Origin of the sequence: Streptomyces fumanus, assembly GCF_014655295.1 — a bacterium.
In the GTDB taxonomy this organism is placed as follows: Bacteria; Actinomycetota; Actinomycetes; order Streptomycetales; family Streptomycetaceae; genus Streptomyces; species Streptomyces fumanus.
In genome coordinates, this window is record NZ_BNBI01000012.1 from 35954 (window position 1) to 61771 (window position 25818).

The 25818-nt window shown below is 73.9% G+C and carries 16 protein-coding genes; 4 read left to right on the forward strand and 12 right to left on the reverse strand.

The window, feature by feature from the left end; translation table 11 throughout:
- Window positions 1-91: 91 nt before the first annotated feature.
- Window positions 92-2032: an acyl-CoA dehydrogenase family protein gene (locus IE316_RS25745; protein ID WP_190206866.1), complete on the reverse strand. Its 1941-nt coding sequence runs from the start codon at window positions 2030-2032 to the stop codon at window positions 92-94.
- Between the two features lie 298 nt (window positions 2033-2330).
- Between IE316_RS25745 and IE316_RS25750 the strand changes: the two genes are divergently transcribed.
- A complete protein-coding gene (locus tag IE316_RS25750) occupies window positions 2331-3341 on the forward strand; it encodes a LacI family DNA-binding transcriptional regulator (protein ID WP_190206867.1) in 1011 nt (336 codons plus the stop codon).
- A gap of 28 nt (window positions 3342-3369) precedes the next feature.
- Here the strand turns inward: IE316_RS25750 and IE316_RS25755 are convergent, their stop codons facing one another.
- From IE316_RS25755 to IE316_RS25780, 6 genes are read right to left on the reverse strand one after another with little or no spacing between them, the layout of a single operon-like run.
- Window positions 3370-4083, reverse strand: a complete 714-nt coding sequence (locus tag IE316_RS25755) for a glycoside hydrolase family 12 protein (RefSeq protein ID WP_190206868.1) — start codon at window positions 4081-4083, stop codon at window positions 3370-3372.
- Complete coding sequence (locus tag IE316_RS25760; RefSeq protein WP_190206869.1) at window positions 4065-6317, reverse strand: glycosyl hydrolase family 95 catalytic domain-containing protein; 2253 nt, start codon at window positions 6315-6317, stop codon at window positions 4065-4067. Before IE316_RS25760 ends, IE316_RS25755 begins: the two co-directional genes overlap by 19 nt.
- Window positions 6314-8350 carry a beta-galactosidase gene (locus IE316_RS25765; protein ID WP_190206870.1) on the reverse strand — a complete coding sequence of 679 codons (2037 nt, stop codon included), beginning with the start codon at window positions 8348-8350 and terminating at the stop codon, window positions 6314-6316. Before IE316_RS25765 ends, IE316_RS25760 begins: the two co-directional genes overlap by 4 nt.
- Complete coding sequence (locus IE316_RS25770; RefSeq protein ID WP_190206871.1) at window positions 8347-9282, reverse strand: carbohydrate ABC transporter permease; 936 nt, start codon at window positions 9280-9282, stop codon at window positions 8347-8349. Before IE316_RS25770 ends, IE316_RS25765 begins: the two co-directional genes overlap by 4 nt.
- Entirely contained in the window at window positions 9279-10301 is a 1023-nt protein-coding gene (locus tag IE316_RS25775) for an ABC transporter permease (RefSeq protein WP_190206872.1), read from the reverse strand. The genes IE316_RS25770 and IE316_RS25775 overlap by 4 nt, the downstream gene beginning before the upstream one ends.
- 27 nt (window positions 10302-10328) lie before the next feature.
- Complete coding sequence (locus tag IE316_RS25780) at window positions 10329-12023, reverse strand: extracellular solute-binding protein (protein WP_190206873.1); 1695 nt, start codon at window positions 12021-12023, stop codon at window positions 10329-10331.
- 457 nt (window positions 12024-12480) lie between these two features.
- On the opposite strand from IE316_RS25780, the gene IE316_RS25785 reads away from it, so the two are divergent.
- Window positions 12481-15303: a glycoside hydrolase family 3 C-terminal domain-containing protein gene (locus IE316_RS25785; protein WP_190206874.1), complete on the forward strand. Its 2823-nt coding sequence runs from the start codon at window positions 12481-12483 to the stop codon at window positions 15301-15303.
- Window positions 15304-15370: 67 nt separating this feature from the next.
- Here IE316_RS25785 and IE316_RS25790 read toward each other — a convergent pair whose 3' ends face one another.
- The 3 genes from IE316_RS25790 to IE316_RS25800 form a co-directional block, all read right to left on the reverse strand.
- Complete coding sequence (locus tag IE316_RS25790) at window positions 15371-16816, reverse strand: aldehyde dehydrogenase family protein (RefSeq protein ID WP_190206875.1); 1446 nt, start codon at window positions 16814-16816, stop codon at window positions 15371-15373.
- Window positions 16817-16999: 183 nt separating this feature from the next.
- Complete coding sequence (locus IE316_RS25795) at window positions 17000-18577, reverse strand: PucR family transcriptional regulator (protein ID WP_190206876.1); 1578 nt, start codon at window positions 18575-18577, stop codon at window positions 17000-17002.
- A 164-nt stretch (window positions 18578-18741) separates the two neighbouring features.
- Window positions 18742-21057: an ATP-binding protein gene (locus tag IE316_RS25800; protein WP_373311300.1), complete on the reverse strand. Its 2316-nt coding sequence runs from the start codon at window positions 21055-21057 to the stop codon at window positions 18742-18744.
- A 272-nt stretch (window positions 21058-21329) separates the two neighbouring features.
- Between IE316_RS25800 and gabT the strand changes: the two genes are divergently transcribed.
- Entirely contained in the window at window positions 21330-22664 is a 1335-nt protein-coding gene (gene gabT / locus IE316_RS25805) for a 4-aminobutyrate--2-oxoglutarate transaminase (protein ID WP_190206878.1), read from the forward strand.
- 339 nt (window positions 22665-23003) lie between these two features.
- The gene (locus IE316_RS25810) at window positions 23004-23600 is read left to right on the forward strand and encodes a phosphatase PAP2 family protein (RefSeq protein WP_373311302.1); all 597 of its coding nucleotides are present in this window, start codon (window positions 23004-23006) and stop codon (window positions 23598-23600) included.
- A gap of 215 nt (window positions 23601-23815) precedes the next feature.
- Here IE316_RS25810 and IE316_RS25815 read toward each other — a convergent pair whose 3' ends face one another.
- Both IE316_RS25815 and IE316_RS25820 read right to left on the reverse strand, forming a co-directional pair.
- Entirely contained in the window at window positions 23816-24280 is a 465-nt protein-coding gene (locus IE316_RS25815) for a bifunctional DNA primase/polymerase (protein ID WP_190206880.1), read from the reverse strand.
- A gap of 125 nt (window positions 24281-24405) precedes the next feature.
- Window positions 24406-25818: an NAD(P)/FAD-dependent oxidoreductase gene (locus IE316_RS25820; protein ID WP_190206881.1), complete on the reverse strand. Its 1413-nt coding sequence runs from the start codon at window positions 25816-25818 to the stop codon at window positions 24406-24408.

The following is a 25818-nucleotide window of genomic DNA, read 5'->3' on the forward strand; positions in this document are numbered from 1 at the left end:
CCCCATTGTTGCGGCAACCGGCGCCGCGCAGGACAGCGCGTCCCGCACCCGGGTGGCGTGCCGCCCGGGCGGGGGCCGCGCGGGACGCGTATCACCTGATGGGACGGTGCACGTTCTCCTTCGTGCTCTCGCCGGGGGTGGCGTCGGCGATCCAGGGGCCGTCGTCGGAGGGGTCGGCGATGCCCTGTTCGAGCCAGGTGTAGGTGCCGGAGAGGATGCCCTTGACGACCTTGCGGTCGAGGTCGTCGGTGTTGGTCCACAGCCGGCCGAAGAGTTCCTCGGCCCGGATCCGGGACTGCCGGCAGAAGGCGTCGGCGAGCTGGTACGCCTCGCGGCCGTGGTCGCCGCGGGAGCGCAGCAGCTCGGCGCGGACGCAGGCGGCGCTCATCGCGAAGAGTTCGGCGCCGATGTCCACGATCCGGCCGAGGAAGCCCTGCTTGGACTCCATGCGGCCCTGCCAGCGGGACATGGCGTAGAAGGTGGAGCGGGCGAGCCTGCGGGCGGCGCGCTCGACGTAGCGCAGGTGCGGCGAGAGGTCGACCTCGTGCCTGAACTGCCCGTACGCGCCCGGGAGCTGCCCCGGTCCGGCGACCAGTCTCGGCAGCCACTTGGCGTAGAAGACCCCGGCCTGGGCGCCCGCCCTGGCCTTGTCCTGGAGGGACTTGTCCGGGTCGATCAGGTCGCCGGCGACCGAGAGGTGGGCGTCGACGGCCTCGCGGGCGATCAGCAGGTGCATGATCTCGGTGGAGCCCTCGAAGATGCGGTTGATGCGCAGGTCGCGCAGGACCTGTTCGGCGGGGACCGCGCGTTCGCCGCGGGCGGCGAGGGAGGCGGCGGTCTCGAAGCCGCGGCCGCCGCGGATCTGGACCAGTTCGTCGGCCATCAGCCAGGCCATCTCGGAGCCGTAGAGCTTGGCGAGGGCGGCCTCGATGCGGATGTCGTTGCGGTCCTCGTCGGCCATCTGGGAGGACAGGTCCAGGACCGCCTCCAGGGCGAAGGTGGTGGCCGCGATGAAGCTGATCTTGGAGCCGACGGCCTCGTGGAGGGCGACCGGCTTGCCCCACTGCTCGCGGGCGGCCGACCACTCGCGGGCGGTCTTCAGGCACCACTTGCCGGCGCCGACGCACATCGCGGGCAGCGAGAGGCGGCCGGTGTTGAGGGTGGTCAGGGCGATCTTGAGGCCGGCGCCCTCGGGGCCGATGCGGTGCGCGGCGGGGACCCGGACGCGGTGGAAGCGGGTGACGCCGTTCTCCAGGCCGCGCAGGCCCATGAAGGCGTTGCGGTGCTCCACCGTGACGCCCTCGGCGGCGGCCTCGACGACGAAGGCGGTGATGCCGCCCTGGTGGCCCTCGCTCCTGGGGACCCGGGCCATGACGACGAGCAGGTCGGCGACGACGCCGTTGGTGGTCCACAGCTTCACGCCGTCCAGCACGTACTCGTCGCCGTCCGGGACGGCGGTGGTGGCCAGCCGGGCCGGGTCGGAGCCGACGTCCGGCTCGGTCAGCAGGAAGGCGGAGATGTCGGTGCGGGCGCAGCGCGGCAGGAAGGCGTCCTTCTGCTCCTGGGTGCCGAACTGCTTGAGCGGCTGCGGCACGCCGATCGACTGGTGCGCGGAGAGCAGCGCGCCGATCGCGGGGCTGGCGGAACCGATCAGGGCGAGGGCCTTGTTGTAGTACACCTGGGTCAGGCCGAGGCCGCCGTACTTGGTGTCGATCTTCATGCCGAAGGCGCCCAGCTCCTTCAGGCCGGTGATCACCTCGTCGGGGATGCGCGCGTCGCGTTCGATCACGGCGCCGTCGACGCTCGTCTCGCAGAAGTCGCGCAGCCGGGCGAGGAACTCCTCGCCGCGCGCGCGGTCCTCCTCGGCCGGGAGCGGATGGGGGTGGATGAGGTCGAGGCGGAAGCGCCCGAGGAACAGCTCCTTGGCGAAGCTGGGCTTGCGCCAGTGCTGTTCCCGGGCGTCCTCGGCCACCTGCCGGGCCTCGCGCTCGGTGACGGAGGGCCGGGAGGAGGGGGTGGTTGGTGCGGACATGAGGGTCACCTCGCCGCGTATCGGCACGTATCGGGGATGTACGGTACTGATCGGTGCTACCGGATCGTTCGTACCTGATCCCGGGCGGCCCGGCCACCCTTCGTGCGACCGTTCGGCCGAGGAACGCGGCACGGGCGGCGGGGAAACAGGCGGGAAACGCCAGGATCAACCCACTGTCGAAGCGCTTCGACGCAGTATGGACACCGACCCCCGCTGGAGCTACTGTCGGACCACTCTCACGAGCCCGTTGTCCGTCTTACGCGCCTGTCGAAGCGCTTCACCACCCTGGGAGAGCTGGATGGTCACTCTTGCCGAGGTCGCCCAGCACGCCGGAGTCTCGGCGAGCACGGTGAGCTATGTCCTCAGCGGCAAGCGGTCCATCTCCCCGACCACCCGGCAGCGGGTCGAAGAGAGTATCCGCCAGCTCGGCTACCACCCCAACGCCGGGGCCCGCGCGCTGGCCAGCAGCCGGTCCAACATCGTCGCGCTGATGATCCCGCTGCGCACGGACATGTACGTGCCGGTGATGATGGAGATCGCCATCGCGGTCGCCACCGCCGCGCGCACCCACGGGTACGACGTGCTGCTGCTCACCGGCGAGGAGGGGCCCGACGCGGTGCGCCGGGTCACGGGCAGCGGGCTGGCCGACGCGATGATCGTGATGGACGTCGAACTCGACGACGAGCGGCTGCCGTTGCTGCGCGGCACCGACCGGCCGTCGGTGCTGATCGGGCTGCCCGCCGACCCCTCCGGGCTGACCTGCGTGGACCTCGACTTCCGGGCGACCGGCGCGCTCTGCGTGGAGCACCTCGCCTCGCTCGGCCACCGCGACCTCGCGGTCATAGGCGAGGCGCCGGGGGTGTACGAGCGGCACACCGGGTTCGCCGAGCGCACCCTGGAGGGGCTGCGCGGCCGGGCCCGGGAGCTGGGGGTGCGGCTGCTGCACCGGCCGTGCGAGGGCGGGTACGACGCGATGGCGCTGACGCTGGCCCGGATCTTCGACGAGCGGCCGGGCACCTCGGGGTTCGTGGTGCAGAACGAGGCGGCGGTCGAGCCGCTGCTGGCCCTGCTGCGGCAGCAGGGCCGGGCGGTGCCGGAGGACGTGTCGGTGGTCGCCATCTGCCCGGAGCAGGTGGCCGTGCAGGCGTCGGTGCGGCTGACCTCGGTGGCCATCCCCGCGCAGGAGATGGGGCGCCGGGCGGTCGAGCAGCTCGTCGCCAAGCTCGACGGGCGCGGCAGCGACGAGGTGGTGCTGCTGGCGCCGGAGCTGACGGTGCGGGCCAGTTCGGGGCCGGCGCCGCAGGTGTAGCGGGCCGGCCCCGCGCGGTGGGCGCCGGTCAGCCGCCGCTCACCGTGAGGTTGTCGGTGCGGAAGTCCAGGCCGCCGGCGGAGGACGTGATCTCGTAGCCGAACTGCACGTCGCCGATGGTCTCGTTGCCGATCCAGCCCTTGGTGTCCTTGATCCACTTCAGGATCGGCAGGATGTTCACGGTGCCGGCGGTCGAGTCGGCGGTGCGCAGGAACGAGTAGACCTCGTTGGCGCCGTTGTTGCCCTTGTAGACGTTCCAGGTGTGGCCGCCGAGGCTGACGGTGCCCTGGGCGGTGCCGAGCGGGCCGACCGCGCCGTTGTAGTTGACCCAGAGCATGATCTCGTGGTCGTAGTCGGTGTCCCAGATGTCGTACGAGGTGTTGTACGCGCCGGCCGCCGGGACCGTGACGTTGTAGCTGCTGGTGAGCGAGGTCAGGGAGGTGATCGGCTTGTTGATCACCTTCTTGGCGTTGGGGTAGGACTTGATGCCGCCGGTGTTCGGGTGGTCGGCCCAGACGCCCCAGTTGGTGCCGGAGTTGGCCCAGACGCACTGGCGGCCGGCGCCGGAGCCCCAGATGTTGTTGTAGAGGGTGTAGCCGTTCAAGGTGGTGTTGCCCCACTGGTCGCAGGAGTTCCAGACGGCGGCCTGGGCGGGGGCGGCGGCGAGGCCGGCGGTGGCGCCGAGGGCGAGGGCGGGCGCCAGCAGGGCCTTGGACAGGGTGCTCAGGGTGCGGGGTGCCATGGGGTTCCTTCCCTGGGTGGGGGGAGTGGTGCGGGGGGCCGCGTCGTGAAGCCGATGACGCGGGTCTCTCCGGCGGTGAGGTCGAGCGGTGCGGCGCCGGAGGGGGTACGCAGGTCCACGCGGAGGGTGCGGGCGGGGCGCAGGGTGGCCGTGGCGGTGCCGCCGGCCGTCCAGGCCAGGTCGACGGTGGCCCCGAACCGGGTGCGCACGCCGGTCAGTTCGCCGGCCGGGAGGCGGGTGGGCAGCGCGGGCAGCAGGACCAGGCGGCCGGGGGTGGACTGCACCAGCATCTCGATGAGCACGGCCGGCAGGGTGTGCGCGGCGTCCGCGTTGTAGACGTCGCGGTGGGGGTAGTGGGCGCTCATCAGCGAGGTGTGGAAGTAGTCGCCGCCCAGGACCCGGCCGAGGGCGTCGGCGACCCGGTCGGCGTCCCGCAGCTTGGCGGCGACCAGGGCGTGGTGCAGGTGGCCGTGGGCGGAGTCGTTCTCGGCGCCGCGCAGTTCCAGGGCCCGGTGGGCGGCGCGGGCCAGGTCCGGGGTGTCGTAGGGGTTGATCTCGTCCAGCGGCCAGACGCCGTAGAGGTGGCTGAGGTGGCGGTGGTCGTAGCGGTCGTCGAGGCCGGGGTGGGCCCATTCGGCGAGGGCGCCGTCGGCGTTGATCCGGTGCGGTGGGAGGCGGTCGGCGAGGGCGCGCCAGCGGGTGGCGTGCCCGGGGTGGTGCTCGGCGGCGGTCCGCAGGGCGTGCCGGGCGGCGGACAGGTCCATCGCCGCGTCGATCGCGCCCCAGCTTCCGTTGGCGGGCCGGTTCTCCGGCGAGTAGGACGGCACGATGTGCAGTCGCCCGTCCGGGTCGGTGCGGGTGAGGAAGTCCTCGTAGAACAGGGCGGTCTCGGCCAGCACGGCGAGGGTGCGCGGGTCGTGTGCGCCGTGGGTCTCGGCGTGGTCGAGGAGCGGCTTGAGCAGCCAGTCGGCGCCCGCGGTCCACAGGTGCAGGGGGTACTCGCGGCTGAAGTGGTACGTGTGCCCGGACTCGCCGTCGGTGTGCGAGGGCGCGACCACGCCCCGGGTGCCGAAGATCTCGCGGGCGTTGTCCCGCCAGTGCGGCACCTGGCGGTGGACCAGCGCGGCGAGCGCCTCGGTGACCTCGGGCAGGTCGGCCGCGGCGGCGGAGGCGGTCTGGAGGTTGAGGTTGGCGTTGGTGGTGAACGCCCCCGACCAGGCGGTGTTCCAGTCGCCGGTCCACAGGCCGGTGAGCCGGGGCGGCAGCAGTCCGGCGGCCGACAGCAGGTGGTAGCGGCCGGCCGCGAACAGCCGCTCCAGCAGGGCCGGGCTGTGCGGCCGGGTGAGCAGTTCGGAGCCGGGCAGGGCGCGTTCGGCGGGGTCGGCGGCGAGGTCGAGGGTGACCCGGCGGTAGGCGGTGCGGTGCGCGGCGAGGTGGCGGGCGAGCAGGCCGTCGTAGCCGTCGGCGGCCAGGGCGCGCAGGGCGCGGGCCTCGGCGGGGACGTCCAGTTCGCCGGTGTGGCGGCGCACCCGGGTCAGCAGCAGCACCTCGGCGGCGTCCTCGATCCGCACGCCCGGGGGCGTCAGGGTGGTGCTGCCGCCGGTGACGACGGCCAGGGTGACGCCGGTGTAGGCGAGGTCGCCGCCGGGGTAGCGGGCGCGCAGGCTGAGCAGGGCGCCGTCGGGGGTGCGCGCGGTGCCGTGGCCGATGCCCAGGCCGGGCGGGGCGCCGGGCAGGCGGTGGTCCAGGGTGAGGCCCAGGGTGAGGCGGGTGGCGGTGACCCGCTGGACGATCACGTCGTCGGCGCGGGAGACGAAGACCCGGCTGGTCCAGTCGGCGCGGGCGGCGGCGGTCTCGCCGGTGGCGAAGTCGACCTCGCGGCGGTAGCCGTGCCCGGCGTCCGGCGGCCGGTCCAGGCGCATCCGGAAGGCGGGGTGGAAGGGCCGTACCCAGCGCAGCGGGCGGCCGTCGGTGAACTCCTCGGCGGCCGTGCGCTCGCCCGCGAGCAGCCGGTCCTGCAGCGCGGGCAGCGCCTCGGCGAGCCGGGGCGGCCGCCGGTCGGCGTCGTCGCCGTCCGGGCGTACCAGGGTGTGGTGGGTGACGACGACCCGGTCGGCGTGCGGGTCGCCGTACACCAGGACGCCGTGGTGGCCGTTGCCCGCGAGGAAGGCGTCCTCCCAGCGGGTGGCGGGGCGCGGTTCCCAGGTGCCGTGCACGGGGCCGGCCGGGGTCATGACGCGGCCTCCGCCGGTTTCAGCACCGCCGCCCCGTAGCGGCCCAGGGTGACGCGGCCGGTGACCGGGGCGCCGGTCAGCAGGTCGCGGTGGGTGCCGGGCACCTCGACGGTCACCGTGTCGCGGCCGTGGTGGAGGAGGAACAGCAGGTCGCCGCGGCGGACCGCCTCCACGCCGGCCGGCGCCCCGGTGAGCACCGGACGGACCCCGGCGCCGGCCGCGATCCGGGTGAGCAGGCCGCGCAGCGCCCCGGGTGCCGGGAGCGTCGACAGGTACCAGGCGCGGCCCTTGCGCAGCAGCGCGGGCAGGCCGTCCAGTTCGCCGCCCCGGTAGCGGACGGTCTCCTCGGCGGTGCCGTCGGGCTCGATCTCCTCCGACCAGAGCGTGCCGTCGAAGCCGTCGCAGGGGGCGGTCTCCCCCGGCTCCAGCGGCCACCACTCGTGCAGCACGCGGATGCCGAACAGCTCGCGCAGCCGGGGGTCCATGCCGCCGGGCCTGATCCGGTCGTCCTGGTCGGCGACGCCGGTGAGGAAGCCGCAGACCAGGGTGCCGCCGCCTTCGACGTAGGCGAGGAGGTTGCCGACGGCGGTGTCGGTGAGCGCGTACATCTGGGGGACGACGACCATGCGGTACGGGGTGAGGTCGTGCTCGGGGTGGGCGAAGTCGGTGGTGAGCCGCGCCTCCCACAGGGCGCGGTGCCAGGCGCGCAGCATGGCCAGGTGGCCGACCCGGTCGGAGGGGCGGGACTCCTGGGCGGCGGCCCACCAGGCGTGCCAGTCGTGCAGCACGGCGACCTCGGCGCGGATCCGGCGGCCCGCGACCTCCGGCGCCAGGTGCGCCAGTTCCGCGCCCAGGCGCCGGATCTCCTGGTACGTACGGCCCTCGGGGCCCGCGTGACCGAGCATCGCGGAGTGGAACTTCTCGGCGCCCTGGCGGGACTGGCGCCACTGGAAGTAGCAGACGGCGTCCGCGCCGCGCGCCACGGCCTGCAGGGACCACAGGCGGTTCAGGCCGCGCGGCTTGGGGTGGTTCACGGCCCGCCAGTCGACCGCGCCCGCCGCCTGCTCCATCAGCATCCAAGGGCCGCGCGCCTGCGACCGGGTGAGGTCCTGGACCAGGGCGCCCTCCTGGGCACCGAGGGGGTCGCGCGGGTCGGGGTAGAGGTCGACGGAGACGACGTCCTCCTCCTCGGCCCAGCGCCAGCCGTCCTGGCCGATGAACAGCGGCATGAAGTTCGTGGTGACCGGGACGCCCGGGGAGTACCGGCGGACGATGTCCCGCTCGGCGGTGAAGCACTCCAGGAGCATGTCGGAGGTGAAGCGGCGGAAGTCCAGCACCTGGGCGGGGTTCTTCAGGTAGTGGACGCGGCCGGGCGGCAGCACCTCGGCCCAGTCGCCGTAGCCCTGGCTCCAGAAGGCGGTCCCCCAGGCCGTGTTGAGGGCGTCGAGGGTGCCGTAGCGGGCCGCCAGCCAGGTGCGGAAGCGGGCGGCGGCCTCGTCGCCGTGGTCGTACGTGCAGTACTCGTTGTTGATGTGCCACAGGGTGAGGGCGGGGTGGTCGCCGTACCGGGCGGCGAGCGCCTCGGTGATGGCGGCGGCGTACCGGCGGTAGGTGGCGCTGGAGTGCGAGAAGTGCTGCCGGCCGCCCCACCGCTCGGTGCGGCCCTCCTCGTCCACCGGGAGGGTGTCGGGGTGCAGGTGCCCGAGCCAGGGCGGGGGCGAGGCGGTGGGCGTGGCCAGGACGACCCCGACGCCGTGCCCGTGCAGCAGCTCCAGCAGCCGGTCCAGCCAGCCGAAGTCCCGCTCGCCGGGCCTCGGTTCCAGGCGGGACCAGGAGAACACCCCGACGGTGACGGAGTTGACGCCGGCCTCCTTCATCAGGCGTACGTCGTCCTGCCAGGTCTCCTCCGGCCACTGCTCGGGGTTGTAGTCGCCGCCGAACAGGAGCCGGCCCCGGGTGACCGAGGCGAGGTCCGGGGCGGGGACCGGAGCGGGGACCGGAGCGGGGTCCGGGGCGAGGTCCCGGGCGGTCATCCCTTCACCGCCCCGGTCAGCATCCCCTTCTTGAAGTGCCGCTGCACGAACGGCGAGAGCACCGCCACCGGCAGCAGCGCCATCACCATGACCGCCATCTGCACCGCGAGGCCGGACAGCTCCCCGGTCTTGATGGCCTGCCCGAGCCCGACCGGCGCCTCCTGCTTCTGCACCAACTGGATCATGACGTTCTGCAGCGGCATCATGTCCTGGTCGTTCAGGTACAGCGAGGCGTTGAACCAGGCGCTCCAGTACCCGACCGCGTAGAACAGCGTGATCACCGCGAGGACGGCCCGGGACAGCGGCATGACGATCCGCCACAGGATGCGCAGATCGCCCGCCCCGTCGATGCGGGCGCTGTCGATCAGCTCCTGCGAGATGCCCATGAAGAAGCCGCGCAGCACCAGGATGTTGAAGACGCTCACCGCGCTCGGCAGGATCAGCGCGAGGTAGGTGTCGGTCAGCCCCAGCGACTGCACCAGCAGATACGTGGGGATCAGGCCGGCGCTGAAGAACATCGTGGCCAGCAGCAGCATCAGCACCCAGCGGTGCCCGAGCGAGCCGGTGCGGGACAGTCCGTAGGCGCACAGCACCGAGACGGTCATGGAGAACGCCGTGCCGGCCAGGGTGACGCCGATGCTGATGACCGCGGCGCGGGTGACCTGGCCGCCGCTGAGCAGTTCCTGGTAGGCGACGAAGGTGATGTCCTTGGGGATCATCACCAGTCCCCCGGCCTCGTCGATGGTCCGGCGCGAGGACAGGCTGGTGACGACGACGATCCACAGCGGGAACAGAATCGCCAGGCAGGCCAGGGCCAGGGCCAGCCCCTTGCCCGCGACCCCGGCCGGGCCGGGCTTCTCCTCCCAGGCCGGGCGGGGCGGGGCCGCCCAGCGCCCGGGGGTACGGGCGGGCTCGTCGATGACGGCGGTCACTTCTTGTACACCCCCTGCTCGCCCATGAGATGGGCCACCTTGTTCGCGGCCAGCACCAGGCCGATGCTGACCACGCCCTTGACCAGGCCCGCGGCGGCCGCGTAGCCGAAGTCCTGGTTGCGTACGCCGTTCCACCACACGAAGGTGTCCAGCACCTCCGCGGCGCCCGGTCCCACGGCGTCCCGCTGGAGCAGGATCTGCTCGAAGCCGACGGTGAGGGCGTCGCCGACGCGCAGCACCAGCAGCAGGGCGATCACCGGGCGCAGCGCGGGCAGCGTGACGTGCCACATCCGGCGCCAGCGACCGGCCCCGTCCATCGCGGCGGCCTCGTACAGGTCCGGCGGGACGGAGGCGAGCGCGGCGAGGAAGACGATGATCCCCCAGCCGGCGTCCTTCCACACGCTCTGCGCGGTGATCAGGAACGCGAAGCTGCTCGGGTCGGTCATGATGTCGAGCCCGTCGTACCCGTGCTCGCGCAGCAACTGCGACAGGATGCCCGCGCCGCCGAACAACTGCTGGAACACGGCGATGACCAGCACCCAGGAGAAGAAGTGCGGCAGGTAGAGGATGGCCTGCGACACCGCCCGCACCCGGGGCCGGACCACGCTGTTGATGAGCAGCGCCAGCAGCACCGGGATCGGGAAGAACAGCAGGAGCTGGAGGAAGAACAGCACCAGCGTGTTGCGCACCGCGTTCCAGAACGCGGAGTCGGCGAAGATCCGCTCGAAGTTCTCCACGCCCACCCAGGGGCTGTGCAGGATGGAGACGATGCCGTTGTCGCTGATGTAGGGGTCGTAGTCCTGGAAGGCGACCACGTTGCCGAGGATCGGCAGGTAGTTGAAGAGCAGGAGCAGCGCCACGGCCGGCAGCGTCATCAGCAGCAGGACGCGGTCCCGGCGCCAGCGCAGCCTGAGGCTCGGCTTCCGCGCCCGGGGCCGGCCCGGCTTCCCGGGCGGTGCCGGGGGTTTCTCGGTGGTCTCGGCCTCGGCCCTGCTCCGAGGCACCGTGCTGTGCGACACGGCCGTTCTCCTTGCCTCGAATGCCGGTCAGTTCGCCGCCGAGCCGTTCTCGTCGAGCAGCTTCTTGTACCAGTCGCGGAGCTTGTCGCCGCCCTTGCTGCGCCACTCCGAGATCGCCTGCTGGACCTCGCCCATCTTCTTGCGGCCGCGGACGAAGTCGTCCTCCATCTGCTCGAAGTCGCTGGAGAGGTTGGCGTACCGGGACGGCTCGGTGATCTGCATGCCGTGGAAGGAGGACTTCCGGGTGAAGGCGCCCATCCGCTGCTGCCACTCGACCTGGCCCTTGGCGACCTCGGGGAAGTCGGGGTGGGCGATGGTCGCGGCGGGGCTGGCCAGCATGACGTAGGCGTTCATCACGTCGATGTTGCCCTGGTCGGTCTTGGTGGGGACGCCGTCCTTGACGGTGTAGTGGGTGCCCTCCACGCCGTAGTTGGTCATCATGTACTCCTTGGTGCCGTACGGCGCGGCGGTCACGTTGGCCGCGGCCAGCACATCGCGGATCACCGCCTCGGACGCCTTCTTGTTGACGAAGGCCCAGATGCCGGCGGGCTGTTCGGCCCAGAGCACCGGGTCGCCGCCGTCGTGGCCGAAGACGTCCATGCCCCAGACCTTGAACTCCGGGTTCTGGGTGGCCTGTTCGGCGGTGCGGCTCCACCACTGGCTGATGTTCTGGGCGTAGATCAGGAACTCGCCCTTGGCGAACTTCGGGCCGGCGTCGGTGGCCTGGCTCTTGCCCAGTTCGGCGTCCGGGTGGACGACACCGGCCGCGAACAGCTTGCGGGTCCACTCCAGCGCTTCGAGGTACTCGTCGGTCTCGACCCGGTTGATCATCTTGCCGTCGACCATGGTCCAGCCGAGCGGCTTCTCGTTGCCCGACATCACGCCGAACGCCTGGAAGGCGGTCCACTTCATGTCCAGGCAGGCCCAGCGCTTGGCCTTGGCGTTGGTGGCCTCCTTGGCCAGGGCGAGGAACTCGTCGCAGGAGGTGGGGACCTCGTACCCCTCCTTCTCGAAGATGTCCTGCCGGTACAGGGGCACGATGCCGGTGACGTACGGCTGCGGCTGGGGCAGGCCGCGCAGCTTGCCGCCGAAGATCGAGCGCTGCCAGGCGTCGGTCGGGACGGCGGCCAGGTTCGGGTACTCCTTGACGGCGTCGCCGGAGAGGTAGGGGCCGAGGTCGGCGAACTTGGAGATGATCGCGCTCGGGATCCTGCCGTTCAGGTTCCAGCTCGGGACGACCACCACGTCCGGGACGTCGCTGGAGGCGAGGACCGCGCCGAGCTTCTGCTCGTAGGTGTTGCCGTCCTGGTTCTGCCACGTGATGTCGACGCCGATCAGGTCGTTCATCGCCCGGTAGTAGGCGTTGTCCGACTTCGGCGGGGAGCCCCAGAACGGGGACATGATGGTGACCCGGCCGCCCTTGCCGAGCTTCTCGGGCACCGAGGTCTTCAGGCCGGCCAGGTCGAGCTTGCGAGTGAAGCCGACCGCGGAGCCGTTCTTCGCCGGGATGTCGGGCGTGACCACGGTGCCGGCCACATAGGCGGGCAGCAGCTTCTCGGCCTCCTTGCCCGCGGTGGTGCCCTCGCGCGAGCCGCCGTCCGATCCGCCGCAGGCGGTGAGCAGCGGCATCCCGCCCGCCACCGCGGCGGCGGCGACCGCCGACGAGGCGAGGAAACTTCTCCGGCTCGGCGCGGGGGCGGCGGAGGCGGCGTTCGGCGTCATTGCGTCAACCCTTCATGGCGCACCAGGACACCCGGCGGCGGCCGTCGGCCGCGTCTCGTCGGCGGTGTCGTCGGCGGTCGTCGGCGGTGTCGTCGGCGGTGTCTTCAGCGGTGTCTTCAGTGGAGCGGGCGGAGCTGGGGTGGGACTCGCGGGAACTCGCTGAGCTGAAGCGGTCGTCGGAGGACTGCCCGGTCGCAGGCACCCGTGCCCTCACGACGGCCCGCAGTCGAAGCGCTTCGATGTTGCAGTGAGGTTAAGTGAACGCCAGGGGGTGCACAAGGGTCGCTTCCAAGATTCCTCGGATGTGTGCGCCGCCCGGTGAGTGCCGTGTGGCGGCCGAAAGGCGGGTGTCCCGCCGGAGGCGGTCCGGCACGACGTCTTGACACCCGACCCGGCCCCCACTGAGCATCGAAGCGCTTCGAAAGCGCCTGGCCACACCATGCAAGGGGAACCCCACGTGACCGCACCCACGCCGCCCGCCCCGCCGTTCCGCGATCCGGGCCTGCCGTTCGCCGAGCGCGTCGACGACCTGCTGTCGCGGCTCACCACGGACGAGAAGACCGGGTTCCTGCACCAGTTCACGCCGCCCGTCGAACGCCTCGGCATCGCCGCCTTCCGCACCGGCCAGGAGGCCCTGCACGGGGTCGCGTGGATGGGCCCGGCGACGGTGTTTCCGCAGGCCGTGGGGTTGGGCGCGACCTGGAACGAGGACCTGGTGCGCCGGGTCGGCGAGGCGGTGTCGGCGGAGGTGCGGGCGATGCGCGCCCGGGACGAGCGGGTCGGCCTCAACGTCTGGTCGCCGACCGTCAACCTGCTCCGCCACCCGCTGTGGGGCCGCAACGAGGAGGGGTACTCCGAGGACCCGGCGCTCACCTCCGCCATCGCCACCGCCTACACCCGGGGTCTGCGCGGCAGTCATCCGATCTACTGGCGTACCGCACCGGTCCTGAAGCACTGGCTGGCCCACAACAACGAGACCGACCGGGACACCACGTCGTCCTCCGTCCGCCCCCGCGTCCTGCACGAGTACGACCTCCAGGCGTTCCGCGCCACGGTCGGGGCGGGCGCGGTCGCCGGGGTGATGCCGGCCTACAACCTGGTCAACGGCCGCCCCAACCACGTCTCCCCGTACCTGGCCGAGCACCTGCGCACCTGGACCGACCAGGAGCTGCTGGTCTGCTCGGACGCGGGCGCGCCCTCCAACCTGGTCGACTCCGAGCACTACTTCGCCACCCACGAGGAGGCGACCGCCGCCGCGCTGAAGGCCGGCGTCGACAGCTTCACCGACCACGGCACCGACTCCACCAAGATCACCGCCCGGGTGCGCGGTGCCCTGGAGCGGGGCCTGCTGACCGAGGCCGACCTCGACCGGGCCGTCCGCCGCCAGCTCTCGGTCCGCTTCCGGCTCGGCGAGTTCGACGGGTACGACGAGCCGGGCGCCTTCGACACCCCCGAGCACCGGGCGCTCGCCCAGGAGGCCGCCGAGCAGGCGATCGTGCTGCTGAAGAACGACGGCCTGCTGCCGCTCGCCCCCGACACCCGGGTCGCCGTGGTCGGGCTGCTCGCCGACGAGTGCAAGCTCGACTGGTACAGCGGCTCGCTGATCCACCGCAGCACCCCGCTGGAGGGCCTGTACGAGCGGTTCGGCGCCGACCGGGTGACCTTCGCGGAGGGCGCCGACCGGGTCCGGCTGCGCACCGCCGACGGCGCGTTCCTGCACGTCCGGCCGGGCGAGGGCAGCCCGGCGCCGGTCACCGGGGAGGGCGCCCTCGACCCCGCCCTGCTGGCCGGCCGCACCGACCTGCCGCCGCTCACCACCGACGCCACCGGCACCGAACTCGCCCTGGTGGACTGGGGCGGGGGCGTCCTCACCCTGCGCGCGCCCGACGGGCGCTACCTCTCCGTCGCCGAGGACGGGTACGTGCGCGCCTCGGCGGACCAGCCCGGCGGCTGGGTGGTGCAGGAGACGTTCCGGCTGGAGCCGCACGGCGACGGTCACCTCCTCAGGCATACGGGCACGGGCCGCCACGTCTGTGTGACCGCCGACGGCGTGAAGGTTGCCGACTCCGGCGCCGAGGTCTTCGAGCTGGTGGTCGCCGAGCGCGGCGAGGACGCGGTGGCGCGGGCCGCCGCCGGGGCCGACGTGGTCGTGGTGGTCGCGGGCAACGACCCGCACATCAACGGCCGGGAGACCGAGGACCGCACCACCCTGCGCCTGCCCGACCAGCAGGAACGGCTGCTGCGCGCCGCCCGCGCCGCCAACCCGGCCACCGTCCTCGCCCTGGTCTGCGCCTACCCCTACGCCGTCGACACCGGACCGCTCCCGGCGGTGCTGTGGACCGCGCACGGCGGCCAGGCGGCCGGCACCGCCCTGGCCCGGGTCCTGGCCGGGGACGTCTCCCCCGCCGGGCGCCTCCCGCAGACCTGGTACGCCTCCGACGCGGACCTGCCCGACCTGCTCGACTACGACATCGTCGGCGCCCGGCAGACCTACCTGTACTTCGAGGGGACGCCGCTGTTCCCGTTCGGGCACGGCCTGTCGTACGCGTCGTTCGGGTACGCGGACCTCGACGCCCGGGTCACCGGCGAGACGGTCCGGGTGACCTTCACCGTCACCAACCACGGGGACGTCACCGCCGACGAGGTGGCCCAGCTCTACGCCCGCGCCGAGGCGCCCTCCGTGCCCCGGCCCCGCCGGCAGCTCCTCGCCCACCGGCGGCTCGGCCTCGCGCCCGGCGAGCGGGCCGAGGTCGCCTTCGAGGTGCCGTCGGCGGCGTTCGCGTACTGGGACGTGGCGCACGGCCGGTGGCGTCTGGAGCCGGGCCCGTACGCGCTGCTGGTGGGCGCCTCCAGCGAGGACCTCCGGCTGACCACCACGCTCACCCTCGACGGGGAGCCGGCCGCCCCCCGCCCGGTGCGCGAACACGGCCTGGACGCGGCCGGCTTCGACGAGCAGAGCGGCACCGAGATCGTGGACCGGACCAAGCGGTCCGGGGACGCGGTGACGCCCGCCCCCGGCAAGACCGGCGAACTCCTCTACCGCGCCTGCGACTTCGGCCCCGGCGTCACCTCGGTGACCGTGACGGTCGCGGGCGAGGGCGTGGTGGAACTCGCCCTCGACGGCGCCCCGGTCCGCGCGGTGCTGGCGACCGACGCGCCCACCGCGGGCCCGTACGACTACGTCACGCTCACCACCGGCCTGGTCGCCGAGGGCGTACGGGACCTGCGGGTCGCCCTGCACGGGCCGGTGCGCCTGGCCCGGCTCGGCTTCGCCGGCTGAGTCCCGGACACGCCGGTGGCCCGGACCCCCGCACAGCGGGCCCGGGCCACCGGCCGTACCGGTCGCCTCAGAGGGCGAGACCCGTGAGCACCAGCACCCGCTCGTAGGTGTAGTCCTCCATCGCGAACCGCACGCCCTCGCGGCCCACGCCGGACTGCTTGGCACCGCCGTACGGCATCTGGTCGGCGCGGTAGGAGGGGACGTCGCCGATGACCACGCCGCCCACCTCCAGGGCGCGGTGGGCGCGGAAGGCGGCCTGGAGGTCGTGGGTGAACACGCCCGCCTGGAGGCCGTACTTGGAGTCGTTGACGGCGGCGAACGCCGCCGCCTCGCCGTCGGCCTTCTGCACGCTCAGGACGGGTCCGAAGACCTCCTCGCAGGCCAGGGTGGTGCCGGCGGGCAGGTCGGTCAGCACGGTCGGCGCGTAGGAGGCGCCGTCGCGCTTGCCGCCGGTGGCGAGCACCGCCCCGGCCGCGACCGCCTCGTCCACCCACGCCTCGACCCGCTTCGCGGCGTCCTCGCTGATCAGCGGGCCGACATCGGTCCGGTCGTCGCTCGGGTCACCGGTGACCTGGGCCTCGACGGCGGCGACGATGCGCGGCAGCAGCCGGTCGTAGACGGCGGCGTCGGCGATCACCCGCTGCACGGAGATGCAGGACTGGCCGCCCTGGTAGTTGGAGAAGGTCGCGATCCGGGCCGCGGCCAGGTCCAGGTCCTCGTCGCTCGCCCAGTCGGCCAGCACCACCGCCGCGCCGTTGCCGCCCAGCTCCAGGGTGCAGTGCTTGCGCGGCACCGAATCCATGATCGCGTAGCCGACCTTCTCGGAACCGGTGAAGGAGATCACCGGCAGCCGCTCGTCCTGGACGAGGGCGGGCATCCGGTCGTTGGGCACCGGCAGGATGCTCCAGGAACCGGCGGGCAGCTCGGTCTCGGCGAGCAGCTCACCGAGGATCAGGCCGGAGAGCGGGGTGGCGGGGGCCGGCTTGAGGATGATCGGCGCGCCGGCCGCGATCGCGGGGGCGACCTTGTGGGCGCAGAGGTTCAGCGGGAAGTTGAACGGCGCGATGCCGAGCACCACGCCCTTGGGGAAGCGCCGGGTGAGGGCGAGGCGGCCCTGACCGCCGGCGTCGGTGTCCAGCCGCTGGGCCTCGCCGCCGTTGAAGCGCCGGGCCTCCTCCGCCGCGAACCGGAACACGGAGACCGCGCGGCCGACCTCGCCGCGGGCCCACTTGATCGGCTTGCCGTTCTCGGCGGAGATCAGCCGGGCGATCTCCTCGGTCCGCTCGGCGAGCCGCCTGCTGACGTGGTCCAGGGCGGCGGCGCGCACATGGGCCGGGGTGGCGGCGAACTCGTCCCGCACGGCGTACGCGGCGGCCACCGCCTCCTCGACCTGCGCGTCGCTCGGGACGCTCACGGCGGCGACGGTCCGGCCGTCCCAGGGGGAGGTGACGTCGAAGCTGTCCGCGCCGGTGGCCTGGCGGCCGGCGAGCCAGAAGGCGTGGGAGGAAGTCATGTGAGGTTCCGGCCCTTCCGCGTTGGGGGTGTACGGGGTTGCTGGCTCCACGGTAGGGGCGGGGCGGCGGGGGGTGGCTTGTCCGGGGTGGCGAAGTGGGGGGCGGCGGTACGACGGAATGGACTAGGGGGTGTCGGGAGCGGACCAGCCGGTGCGGTGTCGAGGGAAGGGTCCCGCCCAGGTCTAGGAAGGCGCCGTCGCCTTCAGCGCCAGCCACAGCTCCATCCGCACGTCCGGGTCGTCCAGGGACCGGCCGAGGATCTCCTCGACGCGGCGCATCCGGTAGCGCAGGGTGTGCCGGTGGACGCCGAGGTCGGCGGCGGCCGCGTCCCACTGGCCGTGCCGGGAGAGCCAGGCCCGCAGCGAGGCGACCAGATCGCCGCGGCCGGTCGCGTCGTGCTCGCGCAGCGCCCGCAGCAGCCCGTCGGCGAAGGCGCGCACCGCGTCGTCCGCCAGCAGCGGCAGCACCGAACCGGCGGCGACCTGCTCGTGCTCCACCCAGACCCGGCCGCGCCGCCGCGCCACCGACAGCGCCTGCCCGGCCTGCTGGTGCGCGACCGGTGCGGCGCTCGGCCCGGCCGGTGCCGACAGCCCGACGACCAGGGCGCCGTCGTCGCCGCCGGCCGGTGCCTCGGGGGCGGACCGGCCGGTCTCCAGCTTCGCCGCGTACTCGGCGCAGGCGGTGACCGCGGCGCCGCCGTCCGCGGCCAGCACCACCAGCCGCTCCCCCTGCGGCACCACCAGGACCGCCTCGCCGGCCCGGGCCGCCGCCGACTCCACCACCTCGGCGAGCGCGCCGAGCGGGTCGCCGCCGGCCGCGGACGCCTCGGCGACGAGCATCCGGAACGGCGCGTCGAGCAGGTCGCCGTAGAGGTCCCCGGCGACCGTGCGGGCGTGGTCGGGCTCGCCGGCCAGCAGCATCCGCAGCACCGCCGCGCCGACCCGCTGCTCGGCGGCGTGCAGCGACCGGGACCGCTCGGTGGTCAGGGTGAGCAGGGCGACCGCCGAGTGGACGGCGTACCGCTCGGCGGTGCCGAGGGGGGCGGCGGTGCCCACGGCGAGGGCGGCGCGGGGCCGGCGGGAGGTGCCGAGGGAGTGCAGCTCGACCCGGTCGTCGGTCTCCGGCACGCCGGTCACGGCCGAGGCCGGCGTCGGGCGCTCCCGCAGCTTCCGTACGTCCGCGGTGAGCCGGGCGGCGCGGCGGCCGGCCCACTCCGGTGCCGCCGCGACCACCGCGCCGGAGGCGTCGTACAGCGCCGCCCAGCCGTCGACCTGCGCGGCGAGCGCGGCCAGCAGCCCCTCCGGGCCGTCGGACAGCGCCTTCTTGGTCAGCTCCCGCTGGGCGGCGAACCCGGCGGTCACCGCCCGGTACTGCTCGGCGGCGAGCGCCGCGGACACGGCCTTGCTGATGGCGAGGAACGGGGTGCGGCGCGGCACCTCCAGCAGCGGCAGCCCCTCCTGCTCGGCGGCCTCCACGAGGGCGGCGGGGATGTCGTCGTAGTGCACGCCCACGGCGAAGCCGAGGCCCACCACACCCGCGCCGGCCAGCCGCCGCACGTAGCGGCGCATCGCCTGCGGGTCCTCCGCGTCCAGCTTCAGCGCGGTGATCAGCAGGAGTTCCCCGCCCTCCATGTACGGCACGGGGTCGGCCAGCTCGCTGGCGTGCACCCAGCGGACGGGCGCGTCGAGACGGTCGCCGCCCGCCCGCACGGCCAGCTTCAGCGCGGAGTGGTGGACGAGCGAGGCGAGGGTCGGCGGCATGGGGCCTTCAGGTCGGCGTCAGGGGTGCGGTGACCCGGTGATCTTTTGGCCGCCGCGTATGAACGGCCACTGCCGATTCTGCCTCACCGTACGGTCCCCGTGCGCCGGTGCGGAGGCTCGGCCTCCGGTCGGGCCCGGGGTGCGCCCCGTCGGGCGCGCGCGGTTCACCCCCGCAGATCCACCAGAAGGGGTGGCGCGTGTTCGCCCTTGACGGTCGTCAGGGAAAGGACCGCGTGGCCCGGCGGGACCGCGTGGGCCAGTTCGGACGCCGACCACCGCTCCCGCTCCACCTGCCGCACGGTGACCGCCCGCGCGGTCGGCGCCTTGCCGGTGATCACCCGGCGGAGCATGTGCGCGGCCTTGCCCGCCGGGGTCTCGGCGATGATCTGCCGGTCGGTGACGTCCCGCGCCTCGGTCCACTCCTTGCCCCACACCTCGGCGAAGTCCTGCCCGTCCCACGGCGTGAGCCCGGACAGCGCCATCCGGCAGCCGGTCGCCCCGAGCAGCGGCCCGCGCAGCGGACGCGGTACGTCGTCCAGGGTGCGCAGCGTCAGCACGACCCCCGCCCCGGCGGACCGCAGCTTCTGGATGCCGCGCACCGCCTCCGGCGTCACCACGCCGGCCGCGTCGTCCAGCACCAGGCAGGCGAAGAGCGACCGGTCCTCCCGTACCGTGACGCTCGCCGTGAACTGGGCCAGGACCAGCCGGGCCAGTATCCGGGAGGCGTCCGCGTGTCCCCGCTCGGGCAGGTCGATGCGGACCCGCACGGGGTGGTCGAGGGCCTTGAGGGAGAAGGGCCGGGACTGCCCGGAGGTGTCGAAGAACGGGGCGAAGGCGGGCCGGTCGAGCAGCGCCACCCGGTCGGCGAGGATGCCGCCCACGTCCCCGGGGTGCCCCATCTGCCGCTCCCGGGCGTCCAGCTCCCGCAGCAGCGACTCCTGCCCGGTCTCGGTCAGGCCCTGCCGCAGCGCGGCCAGCGGCCCCGGCGCCCCGTCGAGCAGTTGCCGCAGCTCGGGGACGGAGGGGAAGCGGCCGTGCACCGCCCGGAACGGGCCGAGGAGCTGCGCCAGTACGGTCGTGGACCGGCGGCTGTCACTGCCCGGGTGCGGGTCGGCGAGGTCCCCGACCAGGGCCTCGGCGAGCACGGCCGCCGCCTCGTCGGGGTCGGTGGTGCCGCCGTACAGGTCCAGGTCGTACACGGAGTCCGGGCTGCCGATCCGTACGACGACGTCGTAGGACTCGGCCGGGCCGATGCCCGCGCCCGCCGCGCCGACGACGACCACCGCGGCCCGCCCGGCGAGCGCGTGCAGGCACAGCGACTCGGTCAGCGGCCGGATGAGGCTGCCGGTCTTGCCCGACCCGGCCGGTCCGACGGCGAGCAGCGAGGTGCCGAGCAGCTCGGGGCCGAGGGCGAGGCCGGCGCCGCGGTAGGCGTAGGGGTTGCGGGCGTCGTCGGCGGCGGTGCCGATCCGCACCTGCCCGGTGAGCAGGTCGTGCCGGGCCTGCCGGAAGGGCAGGTCACGGGCGCCGGAGGGGTGCGGGCAGGCGGCGGCGCCGTCCTTGAGCACGGCTCCGGCGAAGGTGCCGAGGCTGTGCCGGCCGGAGCGGACGCCCTGCCAGGCGCGGGTGATCCGGGCGTGGTCGACGTCCCGCATCAGCCCGGCCCGCGCGTCGGCGGCCAGCCGCTCGGCGGCGTCCACCACCCCGGCGGCCCGCAGCGCCGGCCACTCGGCGGGGTCCTCCCCGGACACCTGCGGCGGCGGCTGGAGGGGGGTGGTGCGACGCCAGGAGGGGGGGCCGTAGCGGCGCCAGATCTCGTTCCAGCGGCCGAGCCGGCCGACGCCGACCATGATGATCAGCGCGACCAGGGTGTAGTAGGCGTAGACGACCACGACGGCGGTGAAGCTGTGCGGCTTCACCCAGGAGTCGGGGATCATCGCGAACAGGGGCAGCAGCCACCAGCCGCCGAGGTAGCCGTTCCAGAGCAGCGACCAGATCAGCCAGCCGACGAGGAAGGCGATGAGGGCGCCGCTCCACAACTGCCGCGCGGGAATCCGCTCCGGCTCCTCCGCCCCCCGCTCCCGGTGCCCGAACCGCCACACCCCCGGCGGCGCCTCCGGCCGGGCCGTGCGCAGCCAGGCCAGGAACGCCGAGCCGTCGGGCGGCGCCGGCACCGGCGGCGGCGCCACCGGCCTCGGCGGCACGGCGGGCCCACCAGACACCGGGGGCACACCGGGCACCGAGGGCACACCGGACACCGGAGTCACGCCGGGCGCCGGGGGCCCACCTGCCACCGGAGGCACACCGGGCGCCGGAGGCACCGCGGACCCGCCAGGCCCCCACGGCCCCCCTGGCGGCACCCCAGGCCCCCCATGCGCTCCAGGCCCCCCGGGAGCCCCAGGAACCTCAGGGGACCCCGTAGGACGCGGCACAGGATTCGCATGCGTACCCCGCGCGTCCCGGTTCCCGTCGCTGTCCATCGACCTTGCCCCCTGACCAGCCGTTCCGTCCACCGTCAGCGAGTCAATCTAACGCCCCCGCAAGGGCAGTTCACCGCTTACGCGGCCGGGCATCCGGGACCGGCCGGGTACGGCCCACCCGCTCGACCCCGCACCACCCCGCACCCTGCTATGTCCACCACGGACAACCCGCCCCCCGGAAAACGCCCACATGGAGCATGCCCACCCCCGCCACCCCGCCCTAGCCTGCGGGAAAAGAACGTCAGCGTCCGTTACACCCCCAGGAGCCCCGCATGACCGCACTTCCGCAGGAGCGCCGCGTCGCCACCGCCATCCCCGGCCCGAAGTCGCAGGAGCTGCAGGCCCGCCGGACCGCCGCGGTCGCGCAGGGCGTGGGCTCCACCCTGCCCGTCTTCGTCACCCGCGCGGGCGGCGGCATCATCGAGGACGTCGACGGCAACCGCCTGATCGACTTCGGTTCCGGCATCGCCGTGACCTCCGTCGGCGCCTCCGCCGAGGCCGTGGTGCGCCGCGCCTCCGCGCAGCTCGCCGACTTCACCCACACCTGTTTCATGGTCACGCCGTACGAGGGGTACGTGGCCGTCGCCGAGGCCCTGGCCGAGCTGACCCCGGGCGACCACGCCAAGAAGTCGGCCCTGTTCAACAGCGGTGCCGAGGCCGTCGAGAACGCCGTGAAGATCGCCCGCGCCTACACCAAGCGGCAGGCGGTCGTCGTCTTCGACCACGGCTACCACGGCCGCACCAACCTCACCATGGCGCTGACCGCGAAGAACATGCCGTACAAGCACGGCTTCGGCCCGTTCGCCCCCGAGGTCTACCGCGTCCCGGTCGCCTACGGCTACCGCTGGCCGACCGGCCCCGAGAACGCCGGTCCGGAGGCCGCCGCGCAGGCCGTCGACCAGATCACCAAGCAGGTCGGCGCCGAGAACGTGGCCGCGATCATCATCGAGCCGGTGCTCGGCGAGGGCGGCTTCATCGAGCCCGCCAAGGGCTTCCTGCCGGCCATCCGCAAGTTCGCCGCCGACCACGGCATCGTCTTCGTCGCCGACGAGATCCAGTCCGGCTTCTGCCGCACCGGCCAGTGGTTCGCCTGCGAGGACGAGGGCATCGTCCCCGACCTGATCACCACGGCGAAGGGCATCGCGGGCGGCCTGCCGCTGGCCGCCGTCACCGGCCGCGCCGAGATCATGGACGCCGCGCACGCGGGCGGCCTGGGCGGCACCTACGGCGGCAACCCGGTGGCCTGCGCCGGTGCGCTCGGCGCCATCGAGACGATGAAGGAGCTGGACCTCAACGCGCGGGCGAAGCGGATCGAGGAGGTCATGAAGGGCCGCCTGACCGCCATGGCCGAGAAGTTCGACATCATCGGCGAGGTGCGCGGCCGCGGCGCCATGATCGCCATCGAGCTGGTCAAGGACCGCGCCACGAAGGAGCCGCACGCGGAGGCGGCCGCCGCCCTCGCCCGGGCCTGCCACCAGGCCGGCCTGCTGGTCCTGACCTGCGGCACGTACGGCAACGTGCTGCGTTTCCTGCCGCCGCTGGTGATCGGCGAGGACCTGCTCGGCGAGGGCCTGGACATCATCGAGCAGAGCCTCGCGGGGCTCTGACGCCGGACGCACTCCGGCAGAGGGTGTGAAGAAGGTGTGCGGGGTGTTTGTCGGGTTGCGGCTGCCCCTGTCCTCACCCCAGCCCCTGTCGTAGGTTCTACGCAGATGAGAGATACACCCCGCCCACAGGAGACTGTGGGCGACCTCAGGCCGGGGCCTCCCCAGCTTCGACCTGGTCGTGCCCTCGCGCACACAACCGGAGCCTCCGGCTTCGGGTCTCCTCACCGATCGGACGGTCGCTCGCCCCAGACCCCCCGGGGCGCGCGACGTTCCGGTCCGGACGGCCGCCCCGGAACGACCCCCCCTGTTCCGGGGCGGCCGACCTCGTTCGTTCTCCTGGTGCTCCTCCCCCTCCTCCTCTTCGCGCTGATCACCTGGCAGGTCCTCGTCGACGGACCGCTGACCGGCCTGGACGAGCGGGTGAGCGGGACGCTGGTCCGTCCCGACCGGTTCTCCGAGCTGCTCTCCGACCTCGGCAACACGGGGACCGCCCTGCCCGTCCTCGCCGCCGCGCTGGCGTACGCGGCCTGGCGGTGGCGCCGGGCCGGCGCGGCCCGCTGGTGGCTGCCGCCGCTGGCCGGGGCGGTGCTGATGGCGCTCGTACCGGCCCTCGTCGTCCCGCTCAAGGAGTGGACCGACCGCCCCGCCACCCCGGTGATGCCGCCGGCCACCGGCTACTTCCCCTCCGGCCACACCGCCACCGCCCTGGTCGCCTACGGCACGGCGACGCTGCTGCTCCTGCCCCACCTGCGGGCGCGGGCCGCCCGGCGGCTGCTCGTCGCGGCCGGCGCCGTCCTGGTGCTCGCCACCTCCTGCGGTCTGGTCCGCCGGGGCTACCACTGGCCGCTGGACGTGGTGGGTAGCTGGTGCCTGTTCGTACCACCGCTGGTGTACCTGCGCGCGGTCACCGCCCGGTACGGCCGCCGACCGTCATGACCCCCGCCCGGCACGGCCCTGCGCAGCCGTGACCCCTGCCCGGGACGACCACCCGCCGCCGTGACCCCCGCCCGGCACGGCCCCCGCAGCCGCCCCGGGCCGGCGGTCGCCGGCAGTCCCCGACGCTCGTCGGCGGTCCCCGGCGCTGACCGGCAGTCGCCAGCGCTCGTCGGCAGTCCTCAGCGCTCGTCGGCGCTCCCCGGCGCCCCGGCGTTTCACCAACCCCCCTCCCCCGCCCGCCCCCGATCCGCCGCCGCCTCGTGCAGCGCCAGTTCCAGCAGGGCCGGGTCCGTGAGGGTGCCGCTGCCGTCCGGGGGGATCAGCCAGCGGATCGCGCCGGCCGGGGGCCGCCCGGGGTACGGCACCACGATCCAGGTCCCGGCCCCGGCCGTGCGGATGCCGGTGCCGAGCCAGCGGGCGGCGGTGCCCGGCGGCACGAAGAACCCGGTGCGCGCGTCGCCGAAGTCGGCGAGCACCGGGCCGGGCTGGTCCAGGATCCGGCCGAGGACGTCGAGGGTCGGGTAGCCGAGCCGGGCGGGCAGGATCAGGACGTCCCAGGCCCGGCCGGCGGGGAGCAGGGTGATGCCCAGGGGGTCGCGCTCCCACGCGCGCCGGCAGGCTTCGGGGTCCGGTGCGACGGAGGTGAGCCACTCGACCGCCGGTGTCTTGGCGCCAGGCATGCGGAAACCTTTCTCTCACTCGTGGACGCGGGCCGCGTCACGGGTGAGAGCGGGGTCCGGGCCCCGCATTACGCGGGTCGCGGCAGCCCGTCGCGGAGGACCGGGCCGGAACCCGTCGGCGCCGGTCAACTGTCGAAGCCCAGGCCGAGCCGGTCCAGGGTGCGCAGCCACAGGTTGCGCCGCCCGCCGTGGGCGTCGGCGCGGGCCAGCGACCACTTGGTGAGCGCGATCCCGGTCCAGGCGAGCGGCTCCGGCGGGAACGGCAGGGGCTTGCTGCGCACCATCGCCAGCTCAGTGCGCTCGGTCCGCTCCCCCGCCAGCAGGTCCAGCATCACCTCGGCCCCGAAGCGGGTGGCGCCGACGCCGAGGCCGGTGTACCCGGCCGCGTAGGCGACCCGCCCCCGGTGGGCCGTGCCGAAGAACGCCGAGAACCGCGAGCAGGTGTCGATCGCGCCGCCCCAGGCGTGGGTGAAGCGGACGCCCTCCAGTTGCGGGAAGCAAGTGAAGAAATGCCCGGCGAGTTTGGCGTAGGTCGCGGGCCGGTCGTCGTACTCGGCGCGGACCCGCCCGCCGTACGGGTAGATCGCGTCGTAGCCGCCCCACAGGATCCGGTTGTCGGCGGAGAGCCGGAAGTAGTGGAACTGGTTGGCGCTGTCGCCCAGGCCCTGCCGGTTCCGCCAGCCGATCGCGGCGAGCTGCCCGGCCGTCAGCGGCTCGGTCATCAGGGCGTAGTCGTAGACCGGGACGGTGTACGGGCGGATGCGGCGGACCAGGCTGGGGAAGACGTTGGTGCCGAGCGCGACCGCGCGGGCGCGGACCGAGCCGTAGGGGGTGCGTACGGCCATTCCGGCGCCGTACGGCCGCAGGGTGAGCGCGGGGGTGTGCTCGTACACGCGGACGCCGAGGGCGAGGCAGGCCCGCTTCAGGCCCCAGGCGAGCTTGGCCGGGTGGAGCAGGGCCACGCCCCGGCGGTCGTACAGGCCGGCCCGGAAGGTGAGCGAGTCGACCTGTTGCCGTACGGCGTCGGCGTCCAGGTACTCGATGCCCTCGGCGAGGCCCGCGCGGCGGATCTCCTCGTACCACTGCTCCAGTTCCCGCGCCTGGTGGGGCTCGGTGGCGACGTCGATCTCGCCGGTGCGTTCGAAGTCGCAGTCGATGCGGTGGCGGGCGAGGGCGGCCTCGATGGCGTCGAGGTTGCGGGCGCCCAGTTCCTCCAGCTTGTGGATCTCGTCGGGCCAGCGGGTGAGGCCGTTGGCCAGTCCGTGGGTGAGGGAGGCGGCGCAGAAGCCGCCGTTGCGGCCGGAGGCGGCCCAGCCCGCCTCGCGGCCCTCCACCAGCACCACGTCCCGCCCGGGGTCGCGCTCCTTGGCGAGCAGCGCGGTCCACAGCCCGCTGTACCCGCCGCCGACCACCAGCAGGTCGCAGCTCTCGGCGCCGGTGAGGGCGGGCTCGGGGCGGGGGCGGCCGGGGTCGTCCAGCCAGTACGGGACCGGCTGGGCGTCGGCGAGGGAGGTCGTCCACTGACTGCTGCGGTTCAT

Excerpts from the sequence above, each read along its gene's own strand:
- IE316_RS25800 (WP_373311300.1), bottom strand. The coding sequence starts at position 21,057 with ATGGACAGCGACGGGAACCGGGACGCGCGGGGTACGCATGCGAATCCT.
- IE316_RS25760 (WP_190206869.1), bottom strand. The coding sequence starts at position 6,317 with ATGACCCCGGCCGGCCCCGTGCACGGCACCTGGGAACCGCGCCCCGCC.
- IE316_RS25755 (WP_190206868.1), bottom strand. The coding sequence starts at position 4,083 with ATGGCACCCCGCACCCTGAGCACCCTGTCCAAGGCCCTGCTGGCGCCC.
- IE316_RS25820 (WP_190206881.1), bottom strand. The coding sequence starts at position 25,818 with ATGAACCGCAGCAGTCAGTGGACGACCTCCCTCGCCGACGCCCAGCCG.
- IE316_RS25790 (WP_190206875.1), bottom strand. The coding sequence starts at position 16,816 with ATGACTTCCTCCCACGCCTTCTGGCTCGCCGGCCGCCAGGCCACCGGC.
- gabT (WP_190206878.1), top strand. The coding sequence starts at position 21,330 with ATGACCGCACTTCCGCAGGAGCGCCGCGTCGCCACCGCCATCCCCGGC.
- IE316_RS25745 (WP_190206866.1), bottom strand. The coding sequence starts at position 2,032 with ATGTCCGCACCAACCACCCCCTCCTCCCGGCCCTCCGTCACCGAGCGC.
- IE316_RS25815 (WP_190206880.1), bottom strand. The coding sequence starts at position 24,280 with ATGCCTGGCGCCAAGACACCGGCGGTCGAGTGGCTCACCTCCGTCGCA.
- IE316_RS25795 (WP_190206876.1), bottom strand. The coding sequence starts at position 18,577 with ATGCCGCCGACCCTCGCCTCGCTCGTCCACCACTCCGCGCTGAAGCTG.
- IE316_RS25765 (WP_190206870.1), bottom strand. The coding sequence starts at position 8,350 with ATGACCGCCCGGGACCTCGCCCCGGACCCCGCTCCGGTCCCCGCTCCG.
- IE316_RS25780 (WP_190206873.1), bottom strand. The coding sequence starts at position 12,023 with ATGACGCCGAACGCCGCCTCCGCCGCCCCCGCGCCGAGCCGGAGAAGT.
- IE316_RS25750 (WP_190206867.1), top strand. The coding sequence starts at position 2,331 with ATGGTCACTCTTGCCGAGGTCGCCCAGCACGCCGGAGTCTCGGCGAGC.